Source organism: Devosia riboflavina (assembly GCF_000743575.1).
GTDB lineage: Bacteria > Pseudomonadota > Alphaproteobacteria > Rhizobiales > Devosiaceae > Devosia > Devosia riboflavina.
The window spans coordinates 294997-316247 of the sequence record NZ_JQGC01000006.1 but is presented as its reverse complement, the minus strand read 5'-3'; the positions used below and the strand labels follow the sequence as shown (position 1 = coordinate 316247).

Below are 21251 nucleotides of genomic sequence, written 5' to 3'. Positions count from 1 at the left end.
ACGATATTCCGGTATCGATGGGGCTGGCGGAGTGGTAATGCCACCCTCGTCCAGTCGCAACAGTCCAGATGCCGCACATGACCCAACGCAACCGCAAATTGATCGGCGCGCTTTTGTGCGTGGCCTCCATATTCATCTGGGCGAGCCTGGCGACCTCAATCTATCTGACCTTTCCGCCGGATCTGCCCTGGTATGTGCTGATTGCCTATTTTGTGGTGGCCGGGATGGGTTGGGTGTTTCCGGCGGGGGTGATTATCCGGTGGATGGCGAAGCCGGATGTGAGGGCTTAGGGTCTTTGACCCAGCACTACGGTTTCCGTCACCACCGGGCTTGTCCCGGTGGTCCATGCGGAGGCGAGATGGATTGCCCGGGACGAGCCCGGCAATGACGACGCATTCAAAAATCCAGAGCGTCGAACCTCACCCCGTCAGCTTGCCCAAAACTGTAAAAATGCCGCCGCTGGCGAAGACGTCGACGTAACGTTCGGCCTGGAAGTGGCCGTTGAGCGAGACGCGGGGGAGCGCGGTCAGGCTTTCGAGGTGGTGCGGGTAGAGGCCACCGGGGCGGGTGGTGACGGCGGTTTTGAAGCCCAGGTCTTTTGCCAAAGCGAATTCTCGGGGACCGCAGGAGAGCGGGCCGCCGAGGGGATAGGAAAAATGCTCGGGGCGGATGCCGAACTGGGCCTGGATGACTTCCACCGATTGCAGCATTTCCTGGCGGGCTTCGTCTTCCGGAAGCTTTGCCAATTCATAGTGGTGCACGGTGTGGGCGCCGACGGTGCAAAGCTGCTCGCCGGCGAAGAGGCGTAGTTCCTGCCAGCTCATGATCAGGTCGCGGCACTGCTTTTCGAGGTCGTAGCCGTAGTTGTGGCAGAACTCGGCGAGGAAGGCGCGGCGCTCGGGTTCGGGCAGTTTGCGTAGATGCCAATAGAGCCGGTTGAAGGCGTCCTTTTTCTGGGCGGTGGTTGATGTGTCGACATACTCGACTTCGCCATTGTCGGTGAAGGCAACGGCCTCCTGGCGGGCGATGATGTCTTCGATGGCCTGCCACCAGATTTCGCCCACGCCGTCGACGAGGGCGGTCGGCACATAGAGCGTGAAGGGGGCTTCGTGGCGGAGGAGGATCGGCAGGGCGTATTCGAGATTGTCGCGATAGGCGTCGTCGAAGGTGAGGACGACGAAGGGTCTTGGTTTTTTAGGGGATGCGAGGCGGTCGATGGCTTCATCAAGGGTGACGATGTCTATGCCGAGATCGCGGACGCGCTCGATCGTGTAGTCGAGGAAATCGGGGCGGATTTGCAGGATGGCATTGGGGGAGAAGGCCGGCGGGTCTGCGGGCAGGACGCGGTGGAGGGTGAAGATCACGCCGCGGGAGCGGGAGAGAGCGCGGGACAGGGCCGGCAGGCGGGAAAGCCAGAGCAGTTCGAAGGCAGCGCGGATGGCGGTGTATTTCATTGGGCAATCTCGCGCTTTTTCAAAATTTAGTAGGGTACGGCTAGGGCCCGTTGCCTCCCCAGTCTCCGTGCTGCCCTCGGGCTCGACCCGAGGGCCACTATTTTAGATCCATTGATGTGGTGGCTCCCAAGCTGGCCCTCGGGTCGAGCCCGAGGGCAGCACGGTGGTTTTTGCTAGAACACGCCAAAGGCACGCTTTCTACGCCGCAACCGCGTCTTCCAGGGCGGAAATTTCGACGCGCGGGAGGCCGGCTTGGAGGAGCTGTTTGCGTAGAGTTTCGGCGGTGTCGGCGTCTTCGTCTTCGCTGGTGACGAGAACCACGCGGCCATCGAGATCGGCGAAAACAGGCAGGGTCGAGCGGGCGCCGACGCGGCCGGTGAGGACGATCACGACTTCATAGATGTCGCCGAGGGCTTCGATGAGAATGGAGGGTTTGGCGGAGGTGCGGTCGACCGTATCGCCCTGCCCCCAGGCCACTTCAGCAAAGCTCTGGTCGGCGGACTTTTGCACGACATCGCCAAAGCCGGCCTGGCCCGTGCTGAGATCGGAGAGCCCAGGCGCATCGCCGGGGCGGCCGCTGCCAGCGTCGACGAGCACGACGCTGAGGCCCTTGGCGAGACCATCGGCCGCGAGGGCATCGGCCATGCGGCGGGCGGGTTCGCGATTGCCGTGATCGGCGAGGAGCAGCAGGTGGGTTTTGCCGAGGACAAGGTCGGCGGCGAGGTCGGCATAGCGGACCATGCCGGTGATCTGGCGCGGAGGCTGAGGACGAATGGGTGTGACGGTGACTGGGGTGGCTTCCGGCGCCGATGCCATGGCGACGCGGGCGGCGTCGCGCTGGTTGCGGCGGTCGGCCAGTTCCTGCAGCAGGCGACGGGCGCTGTCCGAGGCGGCCTGTGCCGGATCGGGTTCGACATGGACGAAGGCGGCGGGTCGGGCCGGCTCTTCATAGACGGGATCGGCTTCGACCGCGTCTTCGATCTCAGCAACGGCTTCTTCGTGGACCGCCTCATCTTCGTAGGGCGGCTCGACAGGTTCGGGCTGGGCGGCGACGGCGAGTTCTTCTCGGCGGGGGCGTTCCCAGGCATAGGGCTCGATGGGGCGCAGGGCGCGGCCGGACATCAGCTCGCCGAAGACCACGGCGCCGAACTGCACGGCAAAGGTGACGATGCCGACGCCGGCGAGGATCAGCGCGGTTTTCGGGAAGGCAGGGGTGACCGAGGGCGCGGCTTCGGTGACGACGCGGACGTCGGGCAGCGCAGAGCCTGCATCGGCGCGTGAGGACGCCTCGTTGTAGCGCAAGAGGTAGGATTCGAGTAGGTCGCGCTGGGCCTTGGCCTCGCGCTGGAGGCTATCGAGGGCGACGGTGTCCTGTGTGGCGGTGGAGGCGGTTTGCTTGAAGCGGCCGAGGTCGGCCTGGAGCGAGGCTTCAAGATCGGCTTCGACCTGGGCTTCGGCTTCGAGGGCGGCGGCGACGCGATAGCCCTCTTGGTTGATGCGGTTATCGAGCTCGCCGATCTGGGCGTTGAGGGCGCGGATATTGGGATGGTTCGACAGGAGCGTGGCGGAAAGCTGGGCGAGCTGGCCTTGCAGGCGGGCCTTTTCCTGGCTGAGCTGCTGCACGACGGCGGAATTGCGGGCGTCAGCAACGCTTTCGATGGGCTGCCCGCGTTCGAGGAGACCGCGAATAACGGCGGCGCGCGACTGCGCCGTGTTCTTGCGCTCCTGGGCCGAGGTGATCTGGGTGGTGATGGTGGAAAGCTGCTGATCGAGCAGGCTGGTATTGTTGGCACCGACATAGAGGTCGTTATCGACGCGATATTTGGCGACGGCAGCCTCGGCATCGCTGACGGAGGTACGGAGGCGCTCGATCTCCTGACGGAGCCAATCGGAGGCTTCGGCCGTGTCGGAGAGCGAGAGCTGCGCGCGGCGGGCGACGTGAGCTTCGGCCACGGCGTTGGCGATATCGGCGGCAAGCTGCGGATCGGTCGAACGCACCAGAATGGAGATGATGCGCGAGTCGCGCTGCTGGATGACCGTCATACGGTCATAGAGCGTATTGATGACGCGCTCGTCGATACTGACGGGAGTCGAGCCGCGGCCGAGGAGCTGCATGATGACGCCGAGCGGGGAGAAGCTGGCCTCGCTGCCGTTGAATTCGGGCTTTGAGCGCAGGTCGAGCTTGTCGATGACGCCGAGGAGCGTGTCGCGCGACTTTATGAGTTCGATCTGGCTGGAGACAACGCTGGCATCGCCCGAGGTGCTGGCGGGGGCTTGCTCGTTGGCGGCGCGGACATAAACGTTGGAGCGCGGCTCGACCAGGATCGAGGCCGAGGATTCATAGAGCCGCGGCAGCATGGTGAGGATGAGGAAGGCGGCGGCGAGCACCAGCAGAGTGACGATGATGATCCGTGGCAGGCGCCTGCCGACCGCGGCAAGCACCGCAGTCACGTCAATTCGCGCATCGCGCATTGTCGGGGCATATTCGCTCACGGCAGCTCCTCATCATGCAGCGGCACTATCGGGCTTCGTGGTCAAAATTCAGTTAATCGTGAGGGCATTTTCGGAGCAAGCTTGCCCGGCATAAGGGAAATCTTAACCATGACAGGGAATGCTGAGGGCCACTCAAAACGCGCGGATCGACCATGCGCTGGCTTCCCATTCTCGCCTTCACATTGCTGATACCGCTTGCGGGTTGCGCCACGACGCGGCCGGGAAGCTATTTCGTCGAGCCCAACGGGCCCTATACGCTCGATACGGGCGATGTGGTGCGTGTATCGGTTTATGGCGACACGGAGCTGAGCAATACCTATCGGGTCAGCGATAGCGGGGCGATTGCCTTCCCGCTCGTGGGCCAGGTGCAGGTGCGCGGACAGACGACCAGCGTTGCCGCCTCGCGGCTGGCAGGGGCTCTCGCCAATGGGTATCTCCGCAATCCCAATGTGGCAGTGGAAGTGTCGGAATATCGACCCTTCTTCATTCAGGGCGCGGTGCGGACTTCGGGGCAGTTCTCCTATGTGCCGAACATGACGGTGCGCGCGGCCATCAGCACGGCCGGTGGCTATACGGAGACGGCGGACCGCAACCAGGTGACGGTCTATCGTCGCCAGGGCAATGAAATGGTGCGCGGCCCGGCGGACCTCGACTTCCCCATCTATCCCGGTGACACGATCGTCATTTCCGAACGCTGGTTCTAGGCGGGATGGCACGGCCCCTGCGCATCTTGCAGGTTATGCGCGCGCCCGTGGGCGGGCTGTTCCGGCATGTCGCGGATTTGACGCGTGGGCTCAGGGCGCGTGGGCACAGTGTCGGGCTAATCGTTGATTCCCTTGCGAGCGATGCGCAGACCGAGCGGCGGCTCGATGCCCTCAGGGAATTTGCCGATCTCGGCGTGCATGCCATGCCCATGCCGCGCGTTTTGGGGCGTGGCGATCTCTCGACGCCCTTTGCAGTGCGAAAGCTGGCGCGGGATCTCTCCATAGACATTCTGCATGGTCATGGGGCCAAGGGGGGCTTTTATGCCCGGCTGGCTCATATCGGGCGCAAGCGGCCGGTGGCGCTTTATACGCCGCATGGCGGGGTGCTGCACTTTTCGGCGCGCTCACGGAGCGGCAAGGCGTTTCACTGGCTGGAGCGCCGGCTGCTCGGGCAGACCGGGGCGATCATTTTCGAGAGCGATTTTGCGCGGGAAACCTATGGGCGGCTGATCACGCCGCCGACCTGCCGGACCGAGATCATCTATAACGGGCTCGACGCCGGTGAGTTCGAGCCGGTTGTTATTGCCGAGGACGCAGCAGACTTTGTGTTCGTCGGCGAATTGCGCGAGCTCAAGGGGGTTTTCCCGCTGGTCGAGGCCATGGTTGGGCTGAGGCGGAAGGACGGAACCGCGGCAACGCTGGTCATGGCGGGGGATGGGCCGCAGCGGGCGGAGCTGGAAGAGCGGATTGCGGCGCTGTCGCTTGGGGAGCGCGTGAAGCTGGTTGGGTCGCAACCGGCCCAGACGGTGTTCGCGCAAGGGCGCGTTGCGGTGCTACCCTCCCTAGCGGAATCCCTGCCCTATGTGGTGCTGGAAGCGACCGCGGCGCAATTGCCGGTGGTGACGACCAGCGTTGGCGGTATTCCCGAGATTTTTGCCGGCACGACCGAGACGCTGGTGACGCCGGGCGATGCCGAGGCACTGGCCCGGGCGATGCAGGCGGTGCTCGACCGGCCGGAGGCGGCGCGGGCGGAAATGCAGGTGCGGCTGAGGCGTGTTGCCAGCGAATTTTCGCTCGAGACCATGGTGGGGCGAATCGAGGCGCTCTACCGGGATGTGCAGGAAAAAGGCTAAGGACCCGCTTCACCTGATATAAACGCATTGCGCGCATCATGCCGGCCGGGTGTGAGTGAGTTTTCCGGTAGCGCGTGATGTTTCGTGTCGATCCCAAGCAGGCCATCGAAGACCATGCCGCGCGTCAGCCCGGCGGGGATGGCACTGGATCGACGCTCTCCGCTGCTGCTGCCGAAATCGCCAACCGGCCGGTAGAGCGCACCTATTCAGGCACCATCATTGTCGGCGTGGCGCAGGTGGTGGAAGCCGTGCTGCTGGCCATTCTCGGCTATGGCATTCATGCCGCCTATGTCGAGCGCGGCCAGGAAGGCTTTTACCTGCTCGTGACGCTGGGCGTTTGCCTTGCGACCAATATTGGCCTCAACCTGTTGCGGGCGCACCGCATTACCACCTATCGGCGCGTCGTCGGGCAGTTTGGCCGTGTGCTGGCAGTGTGGCTGACCGTGATGGCGGTCGTGACGGCCGCGATTTTCTTTTTCAAGGCGGGCGACATGGTTTCGCGCGTCTGGCTCTTCAGTTGGTTCCTGTCGGGCGCGGCGCTGCTCATCCTCTATCGGCTGGCGCTGCGCTTTCTGGTGCAGCGCTGGACCGATCTCGGGCGGCTCAAACGCCGTACTGTCATAGTCGGCGGCGGGCGCGATGCGGAAGTTCTCATTGAGCAGATCAAGAACGGTGCGGACAAGGATATCGAGCTGCTGGGCCTGTTCGATGATCGCTATGACGAGCGTTCGCCGGACTCGGTGGCGGGGCTCGCCAAGCTCGGCAAGGTTTCGAGCCTGATCGAATTTGCGCGCGTGACACCGGTCGATCTCGTCATCGTTTCGATGCCGCTTTCGGCGGAAAAGCGCGTGCTCGATATGCTGACGCAGCTCTGGGTGCTGCCGGTGGATATCCGGCTCTCCGCCCATATGAGCAAACTGAAATTCACTGACCGGGCCTATTCCTATGTCGGCGGCGTGCCTGTGCTCGATATGGCCGACAGGCCGATTTCGGACTGGAACCTCGTCTTCAAATGGGTGTTCGACAAGCTGGTGGCGATCACGGCGCTGATCCTGCTTTCGCCGATCATGATTGCCACGGCCATTGCCATCAAGCTCACGAGCAAGGGGCCGGTTTTCTTCGTGCAGAAGCGGCACGGCTTTAACAACCAGCTCATCAGCATCTACAAGTTCCGCTCGATGCGGACCGAGGCGCTCGATGCGGGTGCGGCCAAGCTCGTGACCAAGGGCGATCCGCGCGTGACGCGCGTCGGCAAGTTCATCCGCAAGACGTCCATCGACGAGCTGCCGCAGCTTTTCAATGTGCTGAAGGGTGAGCTTTCGGTGGTGGGGCCCCGTCCCCACGCCTTGCAGGCCAAGGCCGATAACAAGCTCTACTACGAAGCCGTGGAAGGCTATTTTGCGCGGCACCGCGTAAAGCCGGGCATGACCGGTTGGGCACAGATCCATGGCTGGCGCGGCGAGACGGACACGATCGACAAGATCATGCAGCGCGTGAACCACGATCTCTACTACATCGAGAACTGGAGCCTCCTGCTCGATCTCTACATCGTGCTGATGACGCCGGTTTCTCTCGTTGCCAAGAGCGAGAACGCCTATTGACGGTCTCGGGCACATTCGATGCCGCGCTGGGATCGAGATGGGCCGGCGCTGACTTCGTACGCCAGCGGGCGCTAAAACTGCTCGATGGCGTGGTGGCGCTGTGGATCTTTGCCGGCGGCATCGTGCTCATCGAGCCGTCGCCCTATGAGGTGATGTTTCTGGCGGTGCTGCCCGTGGCCATCATGGCGGGGATCGGGCTCTATCGCTCGACCTTCGGGCTCCTCGCGATCATGCTGTGCTTCATCCCCTTTGCGCTGATTGCGGCGATACAGGTGCGCTTCACGCCGGTCAGCGAGGCGCTGATCTTTACGGCGGTGACGATCTTCCTGATGCTGACGAGCTATTTCGTCGCCAATTACCTCGCCGAATCTACCGAGAAGCGCATGCGGGTCATCATGCGCGCCTATACGGTGATTGCGGTGATCCTCGCCATCATCGGAACGCTGGCCTATCTGCGACTGATGCCGGGAGCAGACCTGTTCCTGCGCTATGATCGAGCCAAGGCGACGTTCAAGGACCCGAACGTCTATGCGCCCTTCCTGGTGCTGCCGGCGATGTTTGCGCTGCAACGGGTGCTGCTGGGGCGCGGCTGGCAGTCATTTATCGCGGCGGGCGTCTATTTCGTGCTGTTCGTCGGCGTCTTCGTCAGTTTTTCGCGCGGCGGCTGGGGGCATTTTGCGGCCTCGTCGCTGATTACGCTGGTGCTGGTTTTCCTGCTCGAGGCCGGGGCGCGGGACAAGGTACGCATCCTGCTCATGACGCTCATTGGGGCCGGCATGCTGATCGTGGCGCTGGGCGGATTGCTATCGGTGCCTGCGGTCGCCAATTTCTTTGAATTGCGTGCGTCATCGCAGAACTATGACACGGGCGAGACGGGGCGCTTCGGACGGCAGGGCTATGCGCTGGAACTGGCGCTGGACAATCCCTGGGGCATTGGGCCCGGCGAGTTCCGTAATCTGCGCATCATCGAAGAGCCGCACAACGTCTACATCACCGTGATCCACGTCTATGGCTGGGGCGGCGGGCTGCTCTATTATCTGATGATCATCGCGACGCTCTGGAAAGGCACGGTCATGCTGCTGCGCCCTTCCCCGTATCGACTCATGGCTATTCCGGTGATGGCGACCTTCACGATGGTCGTTGCCGAATCGGCGATCATCGACTCGGACCACTGGCGGCACTTCTTCCTGCTGATCGGGATGATCTGGGGACTGTCTACGGCGATTGCCAACGAGCGGCGAGTTTCGGCGCGTCGTGAGCAGATGTTGATCTAGACCCATCTAGCTGTAAAGGCTGCCCACTGTATTGATCGCAAAGGCCAGGATGCCGAGGTTGAACAGGAAGGCCGCAACACCGTGCGCTAGTGCGATCCGGCGCATATGAGACCCATCGATGGTGACATCCGAGGTCTGGAAGGTCATTCCCAGGGTGAAGCTGAAATAGAGAAAGTCCCAGTAGTCAGGCGTGGCCCCGTCAGGGAAGCGCAGCCCTGCCCAGTCCTTTCCGTCCCGCTGCTGATAGTAGAGATGGGCGTAGTGGAAGGCGAAAATGGTATTGGCGAACACCCAAGCCAAGCCCAGTGACACCAAGATCAGCGGCACCTCGATCCAATTTGCGTCCGGATGCGCAATCAGTGCCCCTACGGCAATGAGCACGATGAGCAGAACCAGCAGCGTGATCGCCAACAAGCCAGCGCGATTGGCATCATTTGCCGCTGAAGTTGAACGCATGGTCACAACGTCGTCGTTCAATAGCGGAAGGGCCGAGACCAAAAAAACAAGCGTAGCGACGTCAAAGCTGGCCAAAACGCCAATCTGCAATTCGATCCCGGCGAAGACAGCCAGAACCAGCAATACCAGCATGGTTGCGGCAAACAGGACGAAGCGCGGCGGCGCCACATGATGTCCGAGTGCTTTCACGAGTCGGGTAGACAAAGCTGACTTCTCTTTCTCGCAGGCACGTGCTTTGAGCCGAAGCTTTGTGATTGGGGGGCGTCACCAAGCTGTGAGCTTCCACATGCAAATTGCCCTTTGTTTCCATTCTCAGAAAAATGAGGGTTGCGCCAAAACACCTGTTTGTCTATGTCTCCGCGCAGTCGGGGCGTAGCGCAGCCTGGTAGCGCATTTGTCTGGGGGACAAAGGGTCGTCGGTTCAAATCCGGCCGCTCCGACCATTTCACCACATGAGTTGGAATTTGTGCCGGCTGCGATCACATCGCGGCCTTTTTGCTTTGCGCGGGCATTTCGGAAAAGAAGGTGGCACGACTTTTCGGCGAGGTTCCACGACGCTAGCGGCGTGGCAGCCGGCGACCGGATGTTTTTAGTAGACGCCCTGCGGTTGCTTTTCCGCATCCACCGACACAGCCCGTGCATCGTGGCCGTGCGGCTTGCCGTAAAGGCCGATATTCGTTTCGCCCCAGGCATGCAGGGCCAAGAGGATCGGCTGCATGGTCTTGCCCAGCGGGGAAAGCGAATATTCGACCTTGGGCGGGACCTGGGCATAGACCTTGCGAATGATGAGGCCATCTTCCTCAAGCTCGCGCAACTGGTTGGTGAGCATGCGCGGGGTCACCTTGAGCAGATGCCGCTGGATGGCGTTGAAGCGCAGGGTACCGTCCTTCATCAGGTGAAAGAGGATCACCGACTTCCATTTGCCGTCGATAAGGCCGATGGCAGCCTCGACCGCGCATCCGGGGCTGCAGTCAAAACGCGAGTGCCGGGCCTTGGCCATTACAGTATCCCTTTTGATAGTATGTGCTGTTTTTGGTCGTATTGCACACATGAGAAGGTAGGCGCATCTCCAGCTCACAGCAAGCATAGAGGAGCTGAATGATGAAAGCCGTTGGCTACAGAACCGCCGGACCGGTGGATCGAGACGATGCACTTGTCGACATCGAGATCGAGCGCCCCCGTGCAGGGGGGCACGATATTCTGGTCGAGGTTGCCGCCGTGTCGGTCAACCCGGTCGACGCCAAGGTGCGCCAGGGCTCAAATCCCCAGGATGGCCAGTGGAAGGTTCTGGGCTGGGACGCGGTCGGACGGGTCGTCGAAATCGGAGACGCGGTTTCCGGCTTCAAGCCGGGTGCCGAGGTCTACTATGCCGGCTCGATTGCAAGGGCCGGCGCCAATAGCCAGTTCCATCTGGTGGATGAGCGCATTGTTGGGCGGAAGCCGCAAAGCCTCTCCAATGCCGAAGCGGCGGCGCTGCCGCTGACGGCGATAACGGCATGGGAAATGCTGTTTGACCGGCTCGACGTGCGCAAGGCGGTGGCCGGGGCGGCCAATGCGATTCTGATCGTCGGTGGTGCTGGTGGCGTTGGCTCGATCGCCATACAGTTGGTACGCGCCCTGACGGACCTGACCGTCATCGCCACTGCCTCGCGTCCGGAAACCAGCCAGTGGGTGCGCGATCTTGGTGCGCATCATGTCATCGACCACAGCAAGCCTTTGGCCGAGCAGGTGGAAGCCCTTGGTATCGGCGAGCCAGCCTTCGTGTTCTCGACGACGGAAACCCAGCGGCACCTTGGCGAAATCGTCAAATTGATCGCTCCTCAGGGCCGGTTCGGGCTCATCGACGATCCGGAAATGCTCGATGTCCTGCCGTTCAAGCGCAAGGCGGTGTCTACACACTGGGAGCTGATGTTCACGCGCCCGCTGTTTGGCACGAGCGACATGGGCGAGCAGGGCAAATTGCTCGACGCGGTGGCAGCCCTGATCGATGAGGGCAGGATTCGCACCACGGTCAGCGAGGTGCTGAGGCCGATCAATGCGGATAATCTCAAGAAGGCTCATGGCCTGATCGAGACCGGCAGGGCCAAGGGCAAGATCGTGCTTGAGGGTTTTTAAGGGGTCGGTCCGACCCGCGAGACTATCGCGGGTCGGGCTCCTTTAGCTGCGCTTGATCTTTTCCATCGCCTTGCCCTTGGCGAGTTCGTCGATGATCTTGTCGAGGTAGCGCAGTTCGCGCATCAGTGGGTCTTCTATGTCTTCCACGCGAATGCCGCAGACGACGCCCTTGATCAGCGATCTGGCGGGGTTCAGTTGCGGGGCCTGGTCGAAGAAGTCGCGGAAGGTGGTTTTCTTTTCCAGTTCCTCGTGAAGGGTCTGCTGGCTGTGTCCGGTCAGCCAGCAGATGAGGTCGTCGACTTCGGCCTTGGTCCGCCCCTTCTTCTCCGCCTTGGTGATGTAGTGCGGATAGACGCTCGCTACGCTGATGGAGAAGACGCGGTGGTTGGCCGAGGTTTTCATGGCTTTCCCTTTCAGTCGAAGAGCGGCGCCAGGGTCATTTCGGGCACCTTTACCAGGCCCTTGTCGGTGATGCGGATTTCCGGGATCACCGAGAGCGGGATGAGGTTGAAGCCCATATAGGGGATGGTGCAACCGACCTGTTGCCAGGCCTTTTTGAGGGCCTGGTTTTCGGCGGCGACCTCGTGAACGCGCTTGTCGGACATGAGGCCAGCGACCGGCAGGGCGACGAAGGCGAGCACCTTGCCATCCTCCACCACGACGATGCCGCCATTGGCGGCTTCGATGGTCTTGAGGGCGAGTTGCATGTCGGATTCGTTAGTTCCAGCGAGGATGATGTTGTGGCTATCGTGGCCGACAGAGGAGCCGACGGCGCCGTTCTTGATGCCGAAATCATGCAAGAGGCCGTAGGCGATGCCGCCATTGGACTTGCCATGGCGCTCGATGACGGTGACGAAGCTGAGATTGTCGCGCTCGAGGATGGTTTCCCAGTCATTGGCGGGGGCGATGTCGATCTTGCGGTGCGGCAGGATGATACCGGGCATTTCGATGCCGATGGCATTAGCGGTGACGGGGCCGCTCGGCAGGTCGGGGACGAGTTTTAGCGACTTGGGCAGGTGGACGGTGTTGTAGGCGGCATCGGGGTAGCGGTAGCGCTGGTTTAGGGCGTCTTCCAGAAGGGGCGTGACCTTGCGGTCTTCGACCATCAGGGCGCCGCCATACCAGGTGTTGATCGGCTTCAGATCGTCATCGAGGAGGACGAGATCGGCACGGCGGCCGCCGCCGAGACCGCCGATTTCATCGCCCATGCCGAAACGGGTGGCGCCGTGGAGCGAGCCCATGGACCATGCCTGTTCGGGCTTTACGCCGCAGCGGATGGCTTCGCGCACGACCCAATCGAGGCCGAAGGTAAGAAGATCGTCGGCGTCGCGGTCGTCGGTGCAGACGCAGTAGCGCTTGTGGCTGGCGCCGAGTTCGGTGATCGGCTTGATGGCTTCGACGATGGAATTCCAGGGCGTTGCCGGATTGCCGCCGCGGAGGAAGACCCAGATGCCGGCATCGACGAAATCGTCGGAAATGTCGCGGTCGATGGCTTCGTGCGTGTCGGTGACGCCGGCTGCGGCGTAGGGCGCGACGAATTCGCGGCCATAGATGTGGCCGGAAACGGGGCGGCCGCGCTTGAGGGCTTCGGCGATGATGGCGTGGCTCCGCGGATCGCCCATGGCGACGGGGACGAAGTCCATTTTTTCGCCGAGGGCCACCGCTTCGGGCCACTTGTCGAAGAGGGCGCCGATCTTTTCGGGGGTTAGGTCGCCGCCGGCGGTTTCGAGTTCGGGCGAGGTGGCGGGGACGGTTGAGGGGACGGTGAGGAAGATCGAGAGCGGGGCGAGGCGTGCGTCTTCGAGCATGGCTTCGACGCCGGCTACGTCCATGACATTGCCGATCTCGTGGCTGTCGCAGAAGATCGTCGTCGTACCGTTCAGCAGGGCCGCCTCGGCATAGGCGCAGGCGGTGACCATCGAGCTTTCGATGTGGATATGGGGATCGACGAGGCCGGGCGCGATGATGCCGCCTCTGGCGTCGTAGACGGTCTTTGGGGTCGGGCCGAGCTTGTAGGAGCCGGCAGGTTTGACTGCGGCGATGCGACCGCCGGAGAGCCAGATTTCCTTATCGCTAGCGATGCGCTCGGAATAAGTCGACAGCATGCGCGCGCCGGTGATGACGAGATCGGCTGGCGCCCTGCCCCCGGCGACGGCGGCGAGCGTGGTGATCTGGCTGTGGAGTGGGCTCACGGAAAAGCGGGTAATCGCCATGGTTCAGGCCTCGGAGAAAGCGTGGAGGATGCGCACCCAGGAGCGAATGCCCTTGTGGAAGCTCGAGAGGTCGTATTTTTCGTTGGGGCTATGGATGCGGTTGTCGAAGCGGGCAAAGCCGATCAGCAGGCTGTCCATGCCGAGGCGCTCCTTGAACTCGCCGAGGATCGGAATGGAGCCGCCAGTGCCCGCGAGTGCGGTTTCGCGTTGCCATTCCTCGGTCAGGGCCTCTTTCGCCTTATTGAGCAGAACGCCATCGAGCGGCATCGATTGGGCGGCGGCGGTGCCATAGGCCTTGAAGGTCACGGAGCAATCGGCCGGGATGCGGGCGCGGACGAAATCGCGGAAAATTTCGCGGATGCGGTTGGGGTCCTGACCGTCGACGAGGCGAAAGGAAATCTTGGCGCCGGCCTTGGCCGGGATGACGGTCTTGAAGCCATCGCCGGAATAGCCGCCCCAGACGCCGTGCACTTCGGCCGTCGGGCGGGCCCAGACCTGTTCGAGGACGGAACGGCCCTGTTCGCCAGCGGGGATGGAGAGGCCGATATCGCCGAGGAATTTCTCGGCGTCGAAGGGGAGACGTTCCCATTCGGCCTTGTTGGCGGCGGGGAGTTCGGCGACGCCATCATAAAAGCCTGGGATGGCGACGCTGCCGTCTTCGCTGCGGAGCTGGCCGAGAATAGTGGAGATGAGCTGGACGGCGTTGCGGGCGGCGGAGCCGAACATGCCGGAATGCAGGTCGCGGTCGGCGGTCGTTACCTCGAATTCTTCGGAGACGAAGCCGCGCCACATGGTGGTGATGGCGGGGGTTTCGCGGTCCCACATGTCGGTGTCACAGACGAGGATGGTATCGGCGCGGAGGTCATCGGCATTGGCGGCAAGGAATGGCCCGAGCGAGGGGGAGCCGGCTTCCTCTTCGCCCTCGAAGAGCATGGAAATGCGGATAGGGAGGCTGCCGGTGACCGCCTTCCAGGCGCGGCAGGCTTCGATGAAGGTGAGCAACTGGCCCTTGTCGTCTGAGGCGCCGCGGCCGGTGATGAAAGTTTCGCCATCGGGCTGGGGCACGAGGGTGGGTTCGAAGGGTGGCGTATTCCAGAGGGCGAGCGGATCGACGGGCTGCACGTCGTAGTGGCCGTAGAAGAGGACGTGGGGGCCGGGTGTCGTGGGACCGTGGCCGACGACCATAGGGTGGCCGGCCGTGTCGCGCACCGTGGTATCGAAGCCGAGGCCGGAGAGTTCGTTCCGCAGCCATTCGGCGGCGCGGCGGCAATCGGCGGCATATTGAGGCTCGGTCGAAACGGAGGGAATGCGGATCAGCTCGAAAAGCCGCTCGAGGCTGGCATCGAGTTGCTGATCGGCTTGGGCAAGAACGGCTTCGATTGTGGTCATCTGAAAGGGTGGTTCAATATTGTTGGGTCTTGGTCGACTGGACGGCAGGCGACATGCCGGGGCAGCTTGGTAGAATGACCAGGCCTTTGCAACGGCAAACGTCCCGTGCGGAAAAGCGCAGGCCTTCAGCCCAGGCGCAGCATGTGATTGTCGAAGAGGAAATCGAACTGCTGCTGGGAGCGTTCGGCCCCGGCAATGCCGATCATTTCGCCCTTGCCGCTGGTGGCGACGAAGCCGGATTGATCGGCGGCGAGGCCGCAGCCATTGCGCAGGGTTTCGACAAGGACCGGGCGCTTGTTTTCGGCATCGATGGCGATGAGGAGATCGCCTTCGGGGGACGAGACGGCGATGGTGTTGCCATCGGCCGAGGCGGCGACGGAGCCGACATAGTTGCGCAGGTCGCGAAGAGTGTCGAGGGGCAGTTCGATGAGGCGGATTTCGCCATCCATGGTGGCGTAGCCGATGAGCTGGGGACTGTCGCTGGGGGCGCCTTTGTATTGGCAGCCGAACCAGACGCGATTTTGCGCATCCACCGCCATGTGGCGGATGGAGAGTTGGTGGAGGCCGGTATCGAGGCGGAGCTGGCCTATAAGCGTTCCATCGCGGCGGTCGATGAAGACCACGGAAGGGTCCATGGTGTCGAGATTGAGTTCGGCGCGGCCGTAATCGGGATGGGTTTCGATGCCGCCATTGGCGACGACGAAGGTCGTGCCATCGGGCATGAGCAGCATTTCGTGTGGGCCGGTGCCATAGGTGGGGAATTCGCCGATGCGGCGGTAGTCGTCGGTGGCGTCGTAGATGCCGATAACGCCCTGGGCGGCTTCGAAATCGCTTTCGGTGGCGTAGAGGAGACGGCCATCGGGAGAGAAGACGCCGTGGCCGAAGAAATGGCGGCCTTCGATGCTGGTGAGGGTCTGCGGCGCTTCGTTGCCGAAGGGGTCGAAGACCAGAGCAAAGGTGCCGGGCTGGCGGGCGAAGACGACGCCCCTCTGCGCTTCGCGGCTGATGGTGATGTCGTGGCCGCGATCGGGGAGATCGATCATGGAAATGACGCCGCCGCGTTCGCCCATGAGGACAGCGCCGTATTTGCCGGCGAAGGTCTGGATGGAGCTGGCGAAGACGAGGTCATTGGCTTCGAGGGCTAGGAGCTGACGCGGGGCGAGGCTCGCGAGGAACCCGGCGCCGGCAGATTTCAAGAAAGCGCGGCGCTGCCACATGGTCAATCTCCGTCCAGCGAGGAGAAGCCGACGCTGAGGCCAAGCGTGGCGGAGAGGTCTTCGCCGATGAGGCGCTGCAGGTCTTGGGTTGATGCGACGAGGTCGTTGAGCGCGGTGGCCTGGGTGGGGTCGGCCACGGCGATTTCGACAGGTGACGTCACGAGCGCGATGGCGGCATCGGCGCGAGCGAAGGCGGCCGTGACTTCTTGGGCAAGGGCGGGGTCAGTGACGACGCTTGACAGCTCGATGAGGCGGCGGAGGCCGTCGAAATTGGCCTTTAGCATGGGCAGGGTCTGGTTGGAGCGCCAGAACAGCGCTTGCTTCGGGTTGGCCTTGCCGTCGGCCTTGGCGATGAAGGGATTTATGCGCGTGTCCCTGACGCCCTCGATACCGTGGGAGACGAGGCCGACAATGGCTTCGAGGGATTCGGTGGTGGTGCGATAGTCGGCGTAGCTGGGGTCGGGCTGGGTCAGGCGCTTCGCAATGCCTTCGGGATCGGCCCAACCGGCGGCGATTTCAGCCGCCATTTCTTCGAGGTTTTTGGCGATTGCCGCGCCGTAGGCGCAGCGGAAAGCGCCTTCGGGTGTGGTGAGGGTTTCAAAGCCGGTGCCGAAAAGGACAAATTCGAGGGCACCAAAGCCTTGGACGGCAACGCTCTTTTGCTGGAGGCCGGGCACGGTGGCAGCGGTGAGGTCGGCTTCGGCGAGGAGTTGCTGGACCTGGCGGAGGCCGATGCCCTTGCGGTCGGGGAAGAAAAGGATGCGGTCGGAGCGGTTATCTTCCATGAGCGGGCCAACGCGGAGGAATTCAATGCGGCCATAGGCTGCGGCGGCTTCGGCGAAGGCATCCTGGGCCCCCGTCAGGTCGCCGTTTTCGCAGAGGGCATGCATGGCCTTGGAGAGATCGGCCGTGCGTGTCGCGAAGGCTTTGGTCTGGGGTCGAATGAAGTTGGTGACGCTGGAGCGGAGCATTTCAGAGGGGGAAATGATCTGCGCTGAGGCCGGCGCGACCAGCAGCAGGGCGGCGAAAATGGCGGCGAAAATGCGCATCAGAGGGACCCCAGGAATTCCAAGAGATCGGCACGTTGTTTTGCGGTCATGGCGGCGAAGGCGTCGCGAGAAGCCTGCGCTTCGCCGCCGTGCCAGAGGATGGCTTCGGTGAGGTTTCGCGCGCGGCCATCATGGAGGAAGAAGGTGTGGCAGGAAACCGTTTGGGTGAGACCGATGCCCCAGAGCGGCGGGGTGCGCCATTCGTAGCCGTCGGCCTGGCCTTCGGGACGGTGATCGGCGAGGCCTTCGCCCATGTCGTGCAGCAGGAAATCGGAATAGGGCCAGATGAGCTGGAAGCGATGGGCCGGATTTTCCGCCGTCTTGCTGGTGACGAATTTGGGCACGTGGCAGGAGGCGCAGCCGGCGGTGTAGAAGGCTTCCTTGCCGGCGAGGATATTGTCGCTCTTGACGTCGCGGCGCTCGGGGACGCCGAGGGTTTGGGCGTAGAAGGTGACGAGATCGAGGACGGGATCGGGGGCTTCGCTGACGCCGAGGCGGGCCTGTTCGCCGGTGGGCATGGCGAGGCACGCGGGCTGGTTTTCGGTGCAATCGCCGTGGGGAAGGTTCACCAGCGGGGTTGAAATGCCGATGTCGCCGGCGAAGGCGGCGGCGGATTGGCTGCGGATGGTGGCCATGCCGGCCTTCCAGCCGAAACGGCCGAGCATGACAGTGTTGGTTTCCGGGGCGACGGTCCAATTGGGACGGCCGGAAATGCCGTCGCCGTTCGCGTCGTCGGGATCGGCATTGGCGAAGATGTCTTCGGCGGGGATGTTTTCCACCAGGCCTAGGCCGATCATGGGATTGGCGAGGCGCGGCGAGAGCATGACGTCGTCGGCAAGCGGGCCATAGGCGAGATCAGCGACGGAATATTTTGGGGCGCGCAGGGTGACGATTGTGCCGTCGCCGAGGGTTACAGGGAGATCGGTGTAATCGATGACCATGCGGCCTTCGGCGGCTAGGCCCGGTACGGCGAAATCCTGGAGTTGGGTGCCGTAGGTGGGGTCGCCCACTTCGCCCGCAACGACCCCATCCATGGCGAGACGCGTGTCGGGCTCGCTTGGTGGAACCGAGAGACGGAGGAACATCGAGACGTTTTCGGCCTGGCCCTCGAAGGGCGGGTGGCCGCGACCGTCCTTGATGTGGCAACTCTGGCAGCCGCGGGCGTTGAACAGGGGGCCAAGGCCGTCCGAGGCCTGGGTGGAGCTGGGGGAACTGACCCAGATTTTGCGGAAGAGGGCGTTGCCGAGTTTGAACTGCTCTTCCTGCTCGAAGGTCAGGTTGTCCTGGAAGTGGCTGAAGGAGTCCTGATTGACGGAAAAGCGCGTGGTGGCCTTGCCCGCGGGGTTTGTCTCGAAACTTTCGGGCTTTGAGAAGTCGGTCGTCGGGGCAGTGACGGCGCGGACGCGGGCCAAGTCGTCGCCGGTCACATCGGTGCGCACGCCATAATCCTGAGCGAAGACCATGCCGCCGGCGAGAAGGGCGATCAGCGCGAGGGTGAGACGGACTTGCATGGAGACCAGATCATATCACGTTTCGCTGACGCAAAAGTAGGCCTCATGGTGAGGTGCGAAGCGTAGCGCAGCCTCGAACCACGAGGACGTGCCATGGATCACTCAGTGCCACGCCCTCGTGGTTCGAGGCTTTGCTCTGCAAAGCACCTCACCATGAGGGCTACTCAGACGGCGCAATTCAGCCCAAAGTTGCCGACCGGGCCAAAGCGGCCCGGATCGGCTCATAGCAGATCGTCTTACTCGAACACAGCGTCCGGGTTGGACAGCGAATCGCTGTCTTCGATGGTCACGTCGGCGAGTTGCAGCAGGGCCACGGCGCGTTCGATGCCGCGGGTCTGGGCGATGAGGCCATCGATGGCGGCTTGGACCACCGCATTGCCCTCGTCATTGCCTTCGCCGATCTGCTGGTCATAGGCTTCGCCGGCTTCGGCGCGGTCGGCCATGATGTGCATCTTGGTCAGGGTATCGGCGAGGAGGCCCTTGATTTCGGTGTCGAGCGCGGCGTCCTTGGCGGCGATGACGTCGGAGAGCGATGGGCCTTCGACGACAGAACCGTCAACGCGGGTATATTTGCCGAGATAGACGTTTTCGATGCCTTGGGCGTCCTGCAGGTGCGAGACGTGGGTATTGTCGGAGAAGCAGTCGTGCTCTTCTTCCGGATCGTGGAGGAGCAGGCCGAGCTTCATGCGTTCGCCGGCCAGTTCGCCGAAGCTCAGCGAGCCCATGCCGGTGAGAATGGCGGAAAGGCCGAGTTCGGGGAGCGCGGCGCGGGCGGCGCCGGTTTCGGTCCAGTTGGCAACCATTTCTTCGAGATCAGAGACCAGCAGGGACGACGCGGCCTTGAGATAGGCGGCGCGACGATCGGCGTGGTCGGCGGTCGAATAATCGGTGAAGGGGCGGTTGCCAGCGCCCGGGCCGGTGCCGTTGAGGTCCTGGCCCCAGAGCAGGAATTCGATGGCGTGATAGCCGGTCGCGACATTGGACTCTACGCCGGCGGCTTCCTGCAGTTCGTTCTGGAGGAGTTCGGGGGTGATGTCGGTAGCGTCGACTTCGGTGCCGTCGATGGTGATCTTGGGATTGGCGATGACATTGGCGACATAGAGGGCGTTGCTGTCGCTTTCGGTGCCGTAGCCGGCATCGACATAGTCGATCAGGCCTTCATCGAGCGGCCAGGCGTTTACGCGGCCTTCCCATTCGTCGACGATCGGGTTGCCGAAGCGGAAAGCTTCGGTCTGCTGATAGGGGAGGCGCGCGGCCTTCCAGGCGGCGCGGGCGGCGTTGAGGGTTTCTTCGCTCGGGGTGGCGATCAGCGCGTCGATGGCGGCATCGAGCGCCCTAGCGGTGGTCAGCGAGTCTTCGTAGCCAGCCAGGGCGATATTGGCGTAGTTCGCCAACACATCGGCGTCACTGGGCGCCTGCGCATAGGCGGCGACGGGCGCAACCGAGAGAGCAAGAGTGAGGGCGAGACCGCGCAAAGTGCGCTTGCCAAACGAATACATCAACCATTCCTCCGGTGAAGGTTCAAAGGTGAGTACGCCCCTCACCTTAGTAAATCAACTGCCAATGGACATCGCGCGGGGTTCAAAATAGACAGGGCGTATCAAGTTTGGAAAAGCGGCCCGGTGCCGCGGTGTGCGATATGACCACAAGATTGCCCGTCGTCCTCGGAGCGCTCTTTGCTCTGGGTCTAGGCCTGCCCGCTCTGGCACAGGAAGGGCCGATCGTGGTCTATAATGCGCAGCACGAAACGCTGGCGCAGGAATGGGCTACGGCCTTTACCGAAGAGACCGGCATTCCGGTGATCATCCGGCAAGGGGCGGATCTTGAGGTTGCCAACCAGATTCTGCAGGAAGGCGCCAATTCGCCGGCAGACGTGTTTCTGACGGAGAATTCGCCGGGGATGGTGCTGGTGGATGGTGCGGGGCTGTTCGAGCCCCTGCCCCAGGATATTCTGGATCAGGTGCCGTCGCAGTTCCGGCCGGAGAACGGCAATTGGACGGGGATTGCGGCGCGTTCGACGGTGTTTGCGTACAACAAGGACGCACTCAGCGAGGGTGATTTGCCCACGACCATGGCGGCGCTGGCGGAGCCCGAATGGCAGGGGCGCTGGGCGGCTTCGCCGAGCGGGGCGGATTTCCAGGCGATCGTGGCGGCTTATCTCGTGCTTGAGGGCGAGGAGGCGACCCTGGATTGGCTGAAAGGCATGCAGACCAATGCGGTGATCGTGCGCGGCAATCGCGCGGCGCTGGCGGCGGCCAATAATGGCGAAGTCGATGGGGCGCTGATCTATCATTATTACTGGTTCGGCGATCAGGCCGGGACCAAGGAGAGCAGCGGCAACACCGCCTTGCACTATTTTGGCAATCAGGACCCCGGCGCTTTCGTGTCGATTTCGGGTGGTGGTGTGCTCAAGTCGAGCCAGCACAAAGATGAGGCTTTGGCCTTCCTGCGCTTCATCACCAGCGCCAAGGGGCAGGATGTGCTGCGTGATGGCCAGTCGTTTGAGTACGCCGTGGGCGTCGATCACGAGTCCAATCCGGCGCTGCCACCGCTTGCCGGGCTTGGTGCGCCGGAGATCGATCCGACGCAGCTCGATACCGTGAAGGCTGCGGAGTTGATGACGGAAGCCGGGCTGCTCTAGT

At 62.8% G+C, this 21251-nt stretch carries 18 protein-coding genes and 1 tRNA gene; 8 read left to right on the top strand and 11 right to left on the bottom strand.

Annotation, left to right across the window (positions count from 1 at the left end; all coding sequences use genetic code 11):
- Positions 1-77: 77 nt before the first annotated feature.
- Positions 78-290: a DUF2842 domain-containing protein gene (locus JP75_RS08840; protein WP_035082044.1), complete on the top strand. Its 213-nt coding sequence runs from the start codon at positions 78-80 to the stop codon at positions 288-290.
- Positions 291-419: 129 nt separating this feature from the next.
- On the opposite strand, the gene JP75_RS08835 is transcribed toward JP75_RS08840, so the two are convergent.
- Entirely contained in the window at positions 420-1454 is a 1035-nt protein-coding gene (locus JP75_RS08835; RefSeq protein WP_035081705.1) for a polysaccharide deacetylase family protein, read from the bottom strand.
- Between the two features lie 198 nt (positions 1455-1652).
- Positions 1653-3947, bottom strand: coding sequence for a GumC family protein (locus tag JP75_RS08830; protein WP_035081702.1), 2295 nt, complete (start codon positions 3945-3947; stop codon positions 1653-1655).
- A gap of 152 nt (positions 3948-4099) precedes the next feature.
- On the opposite strand from JP75_RS08830, the gene JP75_RS08825 reads away from it, so the two are divergent.
- From JP75_RS08825 to JP75_RS08810, 4 genes are all read left to right on the top strand, one after another.
- Positions 4100-4651, top strand: a complete 552-nt coding sequence (locus tag JP75_RS08825) for a polysaccharide biosynthesis/export family protein (RefSeq protein WP_035081699.1) — start codon at positions 4100-4102, stop codon at positions 4649-4651.
- Between the two features lie 5 nt (positions 4652-4656).
- Entirely contained in the window at positions 4657-5784 is a 1128-nt protein-coding gene (locus tag JP75_RS08820; protein ID WP_035081697.1) for a glycosyltransferase, read from the top strand.
- A gap of 77 nt (positions 5785-5861) precedes the next feature.
- Positions 5862-7385, top strand: a complete 1524-nt coding sequence (locus JP75_RS08815; RefSeq protein ID WP_035081695.1) for an undecaprenyl-phosphate glucose phosphotransferase — start codon at positions 5862-5864, stop codon at positions 7383-7385.
- Positions 7382-8659, top strand: coding sequence for an O-antigen ligase family protein (locus tag JP75_RS08810; RefSeq protein WP_035081692.1), 1278 nt, complete (start codon positions 7382-7384; stop codon positions 8657-8659). The genes JP75_RS08815 and JP75_RS08810 overlap by 4 nt, the downstream gene beginning before the upstream one ends.
- 6 nt (positions 8660-8665) lie before the next feature.
- On the opposite strand, the gene JP75_RS08805 is transcribed toward JP75_RS08810, so the two are convergent.
- On the bottom strand, positions 8666-9319 hold the full coding sequence (locus JP75_RS08805; protein WP_035081689.1) for a DUF1345 domain-containing protein: 654 nt from the start codon (positions 9317-9319) through the stop codon (positions 8666-8668).
- A gap of 162 nt (positions 9320-9481) precedes the next feature.
- Here JP75_RS08805 and JP75_RS08800 point away from each other — a divergent pair.
- Positions 9482-9558: transfer RNA gene (locus tag JP75_RS08800), tRNA-Pro, on the top strand.
- 146 nt (positions 9559-9704) lie between these two features.
- Here JP75_RS08800 and JP75_RS08795 read toward each other — a convergent pair.
- The gene (locus JP75_RS08795; RefSeq protein ID WP_035081687.1) at positions 9705-10115 is read right to left on the bottom strand and encodes a winged helix-turn-helix transcriptional regulator; all 411 of its coding nucleotides are present in this window, start codon (positions 10113-10115) and stop codon (positions 9705-9707) included.
- Positions 10116-10216: 101 nt separating this feature from the next.
- Here JP75_RS08795 and JP75_RS08790 point away from each other — a divergent pair, with 101 nt between their 5' ends.
- Entirely contained in the window at positions 10217-11230 is a 1014-nt protein-coding gene (locus JP75_RS08790; protein WP_035081685.1) for a zinc-binding alcohol dehydrogenase family protein, read from the top strand.
- Between the two features lie 42 nt (positions 11231-11272).
- Here JP75_RS08790 and JP75_RS08785 read toward each other — a convergent pair whose 3' ends face one another.
- The 7 genes from JP75_RS08785 to JP75_RS08755 form a co-directional block, all read right to left on the bottom strand.
- Positions 11273-11632, bottom strand: coding sequence for a DUF2200 domain-containing protein (locus tag JP75_RS08785; RefSeq protein WP_035081683.1), 360 nt, complete (start codon positions 11630-11632; stop codon positions 11273-11275).
- A gap of 11 nt (positions 11633-11643) precedes the next feature.
- Entirely contained in the window at positions 11644-13443 is a 1800-nt protein-coding gene (locus JP75_RS08780; protein WP_035081680.1) for an adenine deaminase C-terminal domain-containing protein, read from the bottom strand.
- Between the two features lie 3 nt (positions 13444-13446).
- Entirely contained in the window at positions 13447-14832 is a 1386-nt protein-coding gene (locus JP75_RS08775; RefSeq protein WP_035081677.1) for a M20/M25/M40 family metallo-hydrolase, read from the bottom strand.
- 125 nt (positions 14833-14957) lie between these two features.
- Positions 14958-16049, bottom strand: a complete 1092-nt coding sequence (locus JP75_RS08770; protein WP_035081675.1) for a DUF1513 domain-containing protein — start codon at positions 16047-16049, stop codon at positions 14958-14960.
- Positions 16050-16051: 2 nt separating this feature from the next.
- On the bottom strand, positions 16052-17098 hold the full coding sequence (locus JP75_RS08765; RefSeq protein WP_035081672.1) for an imelysin family protein: 1047 nt from the start codon (positions 17096-17098) through the stop codon (positions 16052-16054).
- Positions 17098-18609, bottom strand: a complete 1512-nt coding sequence (locus JP75_RS08760) for a di-heme oxidoreductase family protein (RefSeq protein ID WP_035081669.1) — start codon at positions 18607-18609, stop codon at positions 17098-17100. Before JP75_RS08760 ends, JP75_RS08765 begins: the two co-directional genes overlap by 1 nt.
- A gap of 236 nt (positions 18610-18845) precedes the next feature.
- Positions 18846-20108 carry an imelysin family protein gene (locus JP75_RS08755; protein WP_035081666.1) on the bottom strand — a complete coding sequence of 421 codons (1263 nt, stop codon included), beginning with the start codon at positions 20106-20108 and terminating at the stop codon, positions 18846-18848.
- A 140-nt stretch (positions 20109-20248) separates the two neighbouring features.
- Here JP75_RS08755 and JP75_RS08750 point away from each other — a divergent pair, with 140 nt between their 5' ends.
- A complete protein-coding gene (locus tag JP75_RS08750) occupies positions 20249-21250 on the top strand; it encodes an iron ABC transporter substrate-binding protein (protein WP_035081663.1) in 1002 nt (333 codons plus the stop codon).
- Position 21251: the final 1 nt, after the last annotated feature.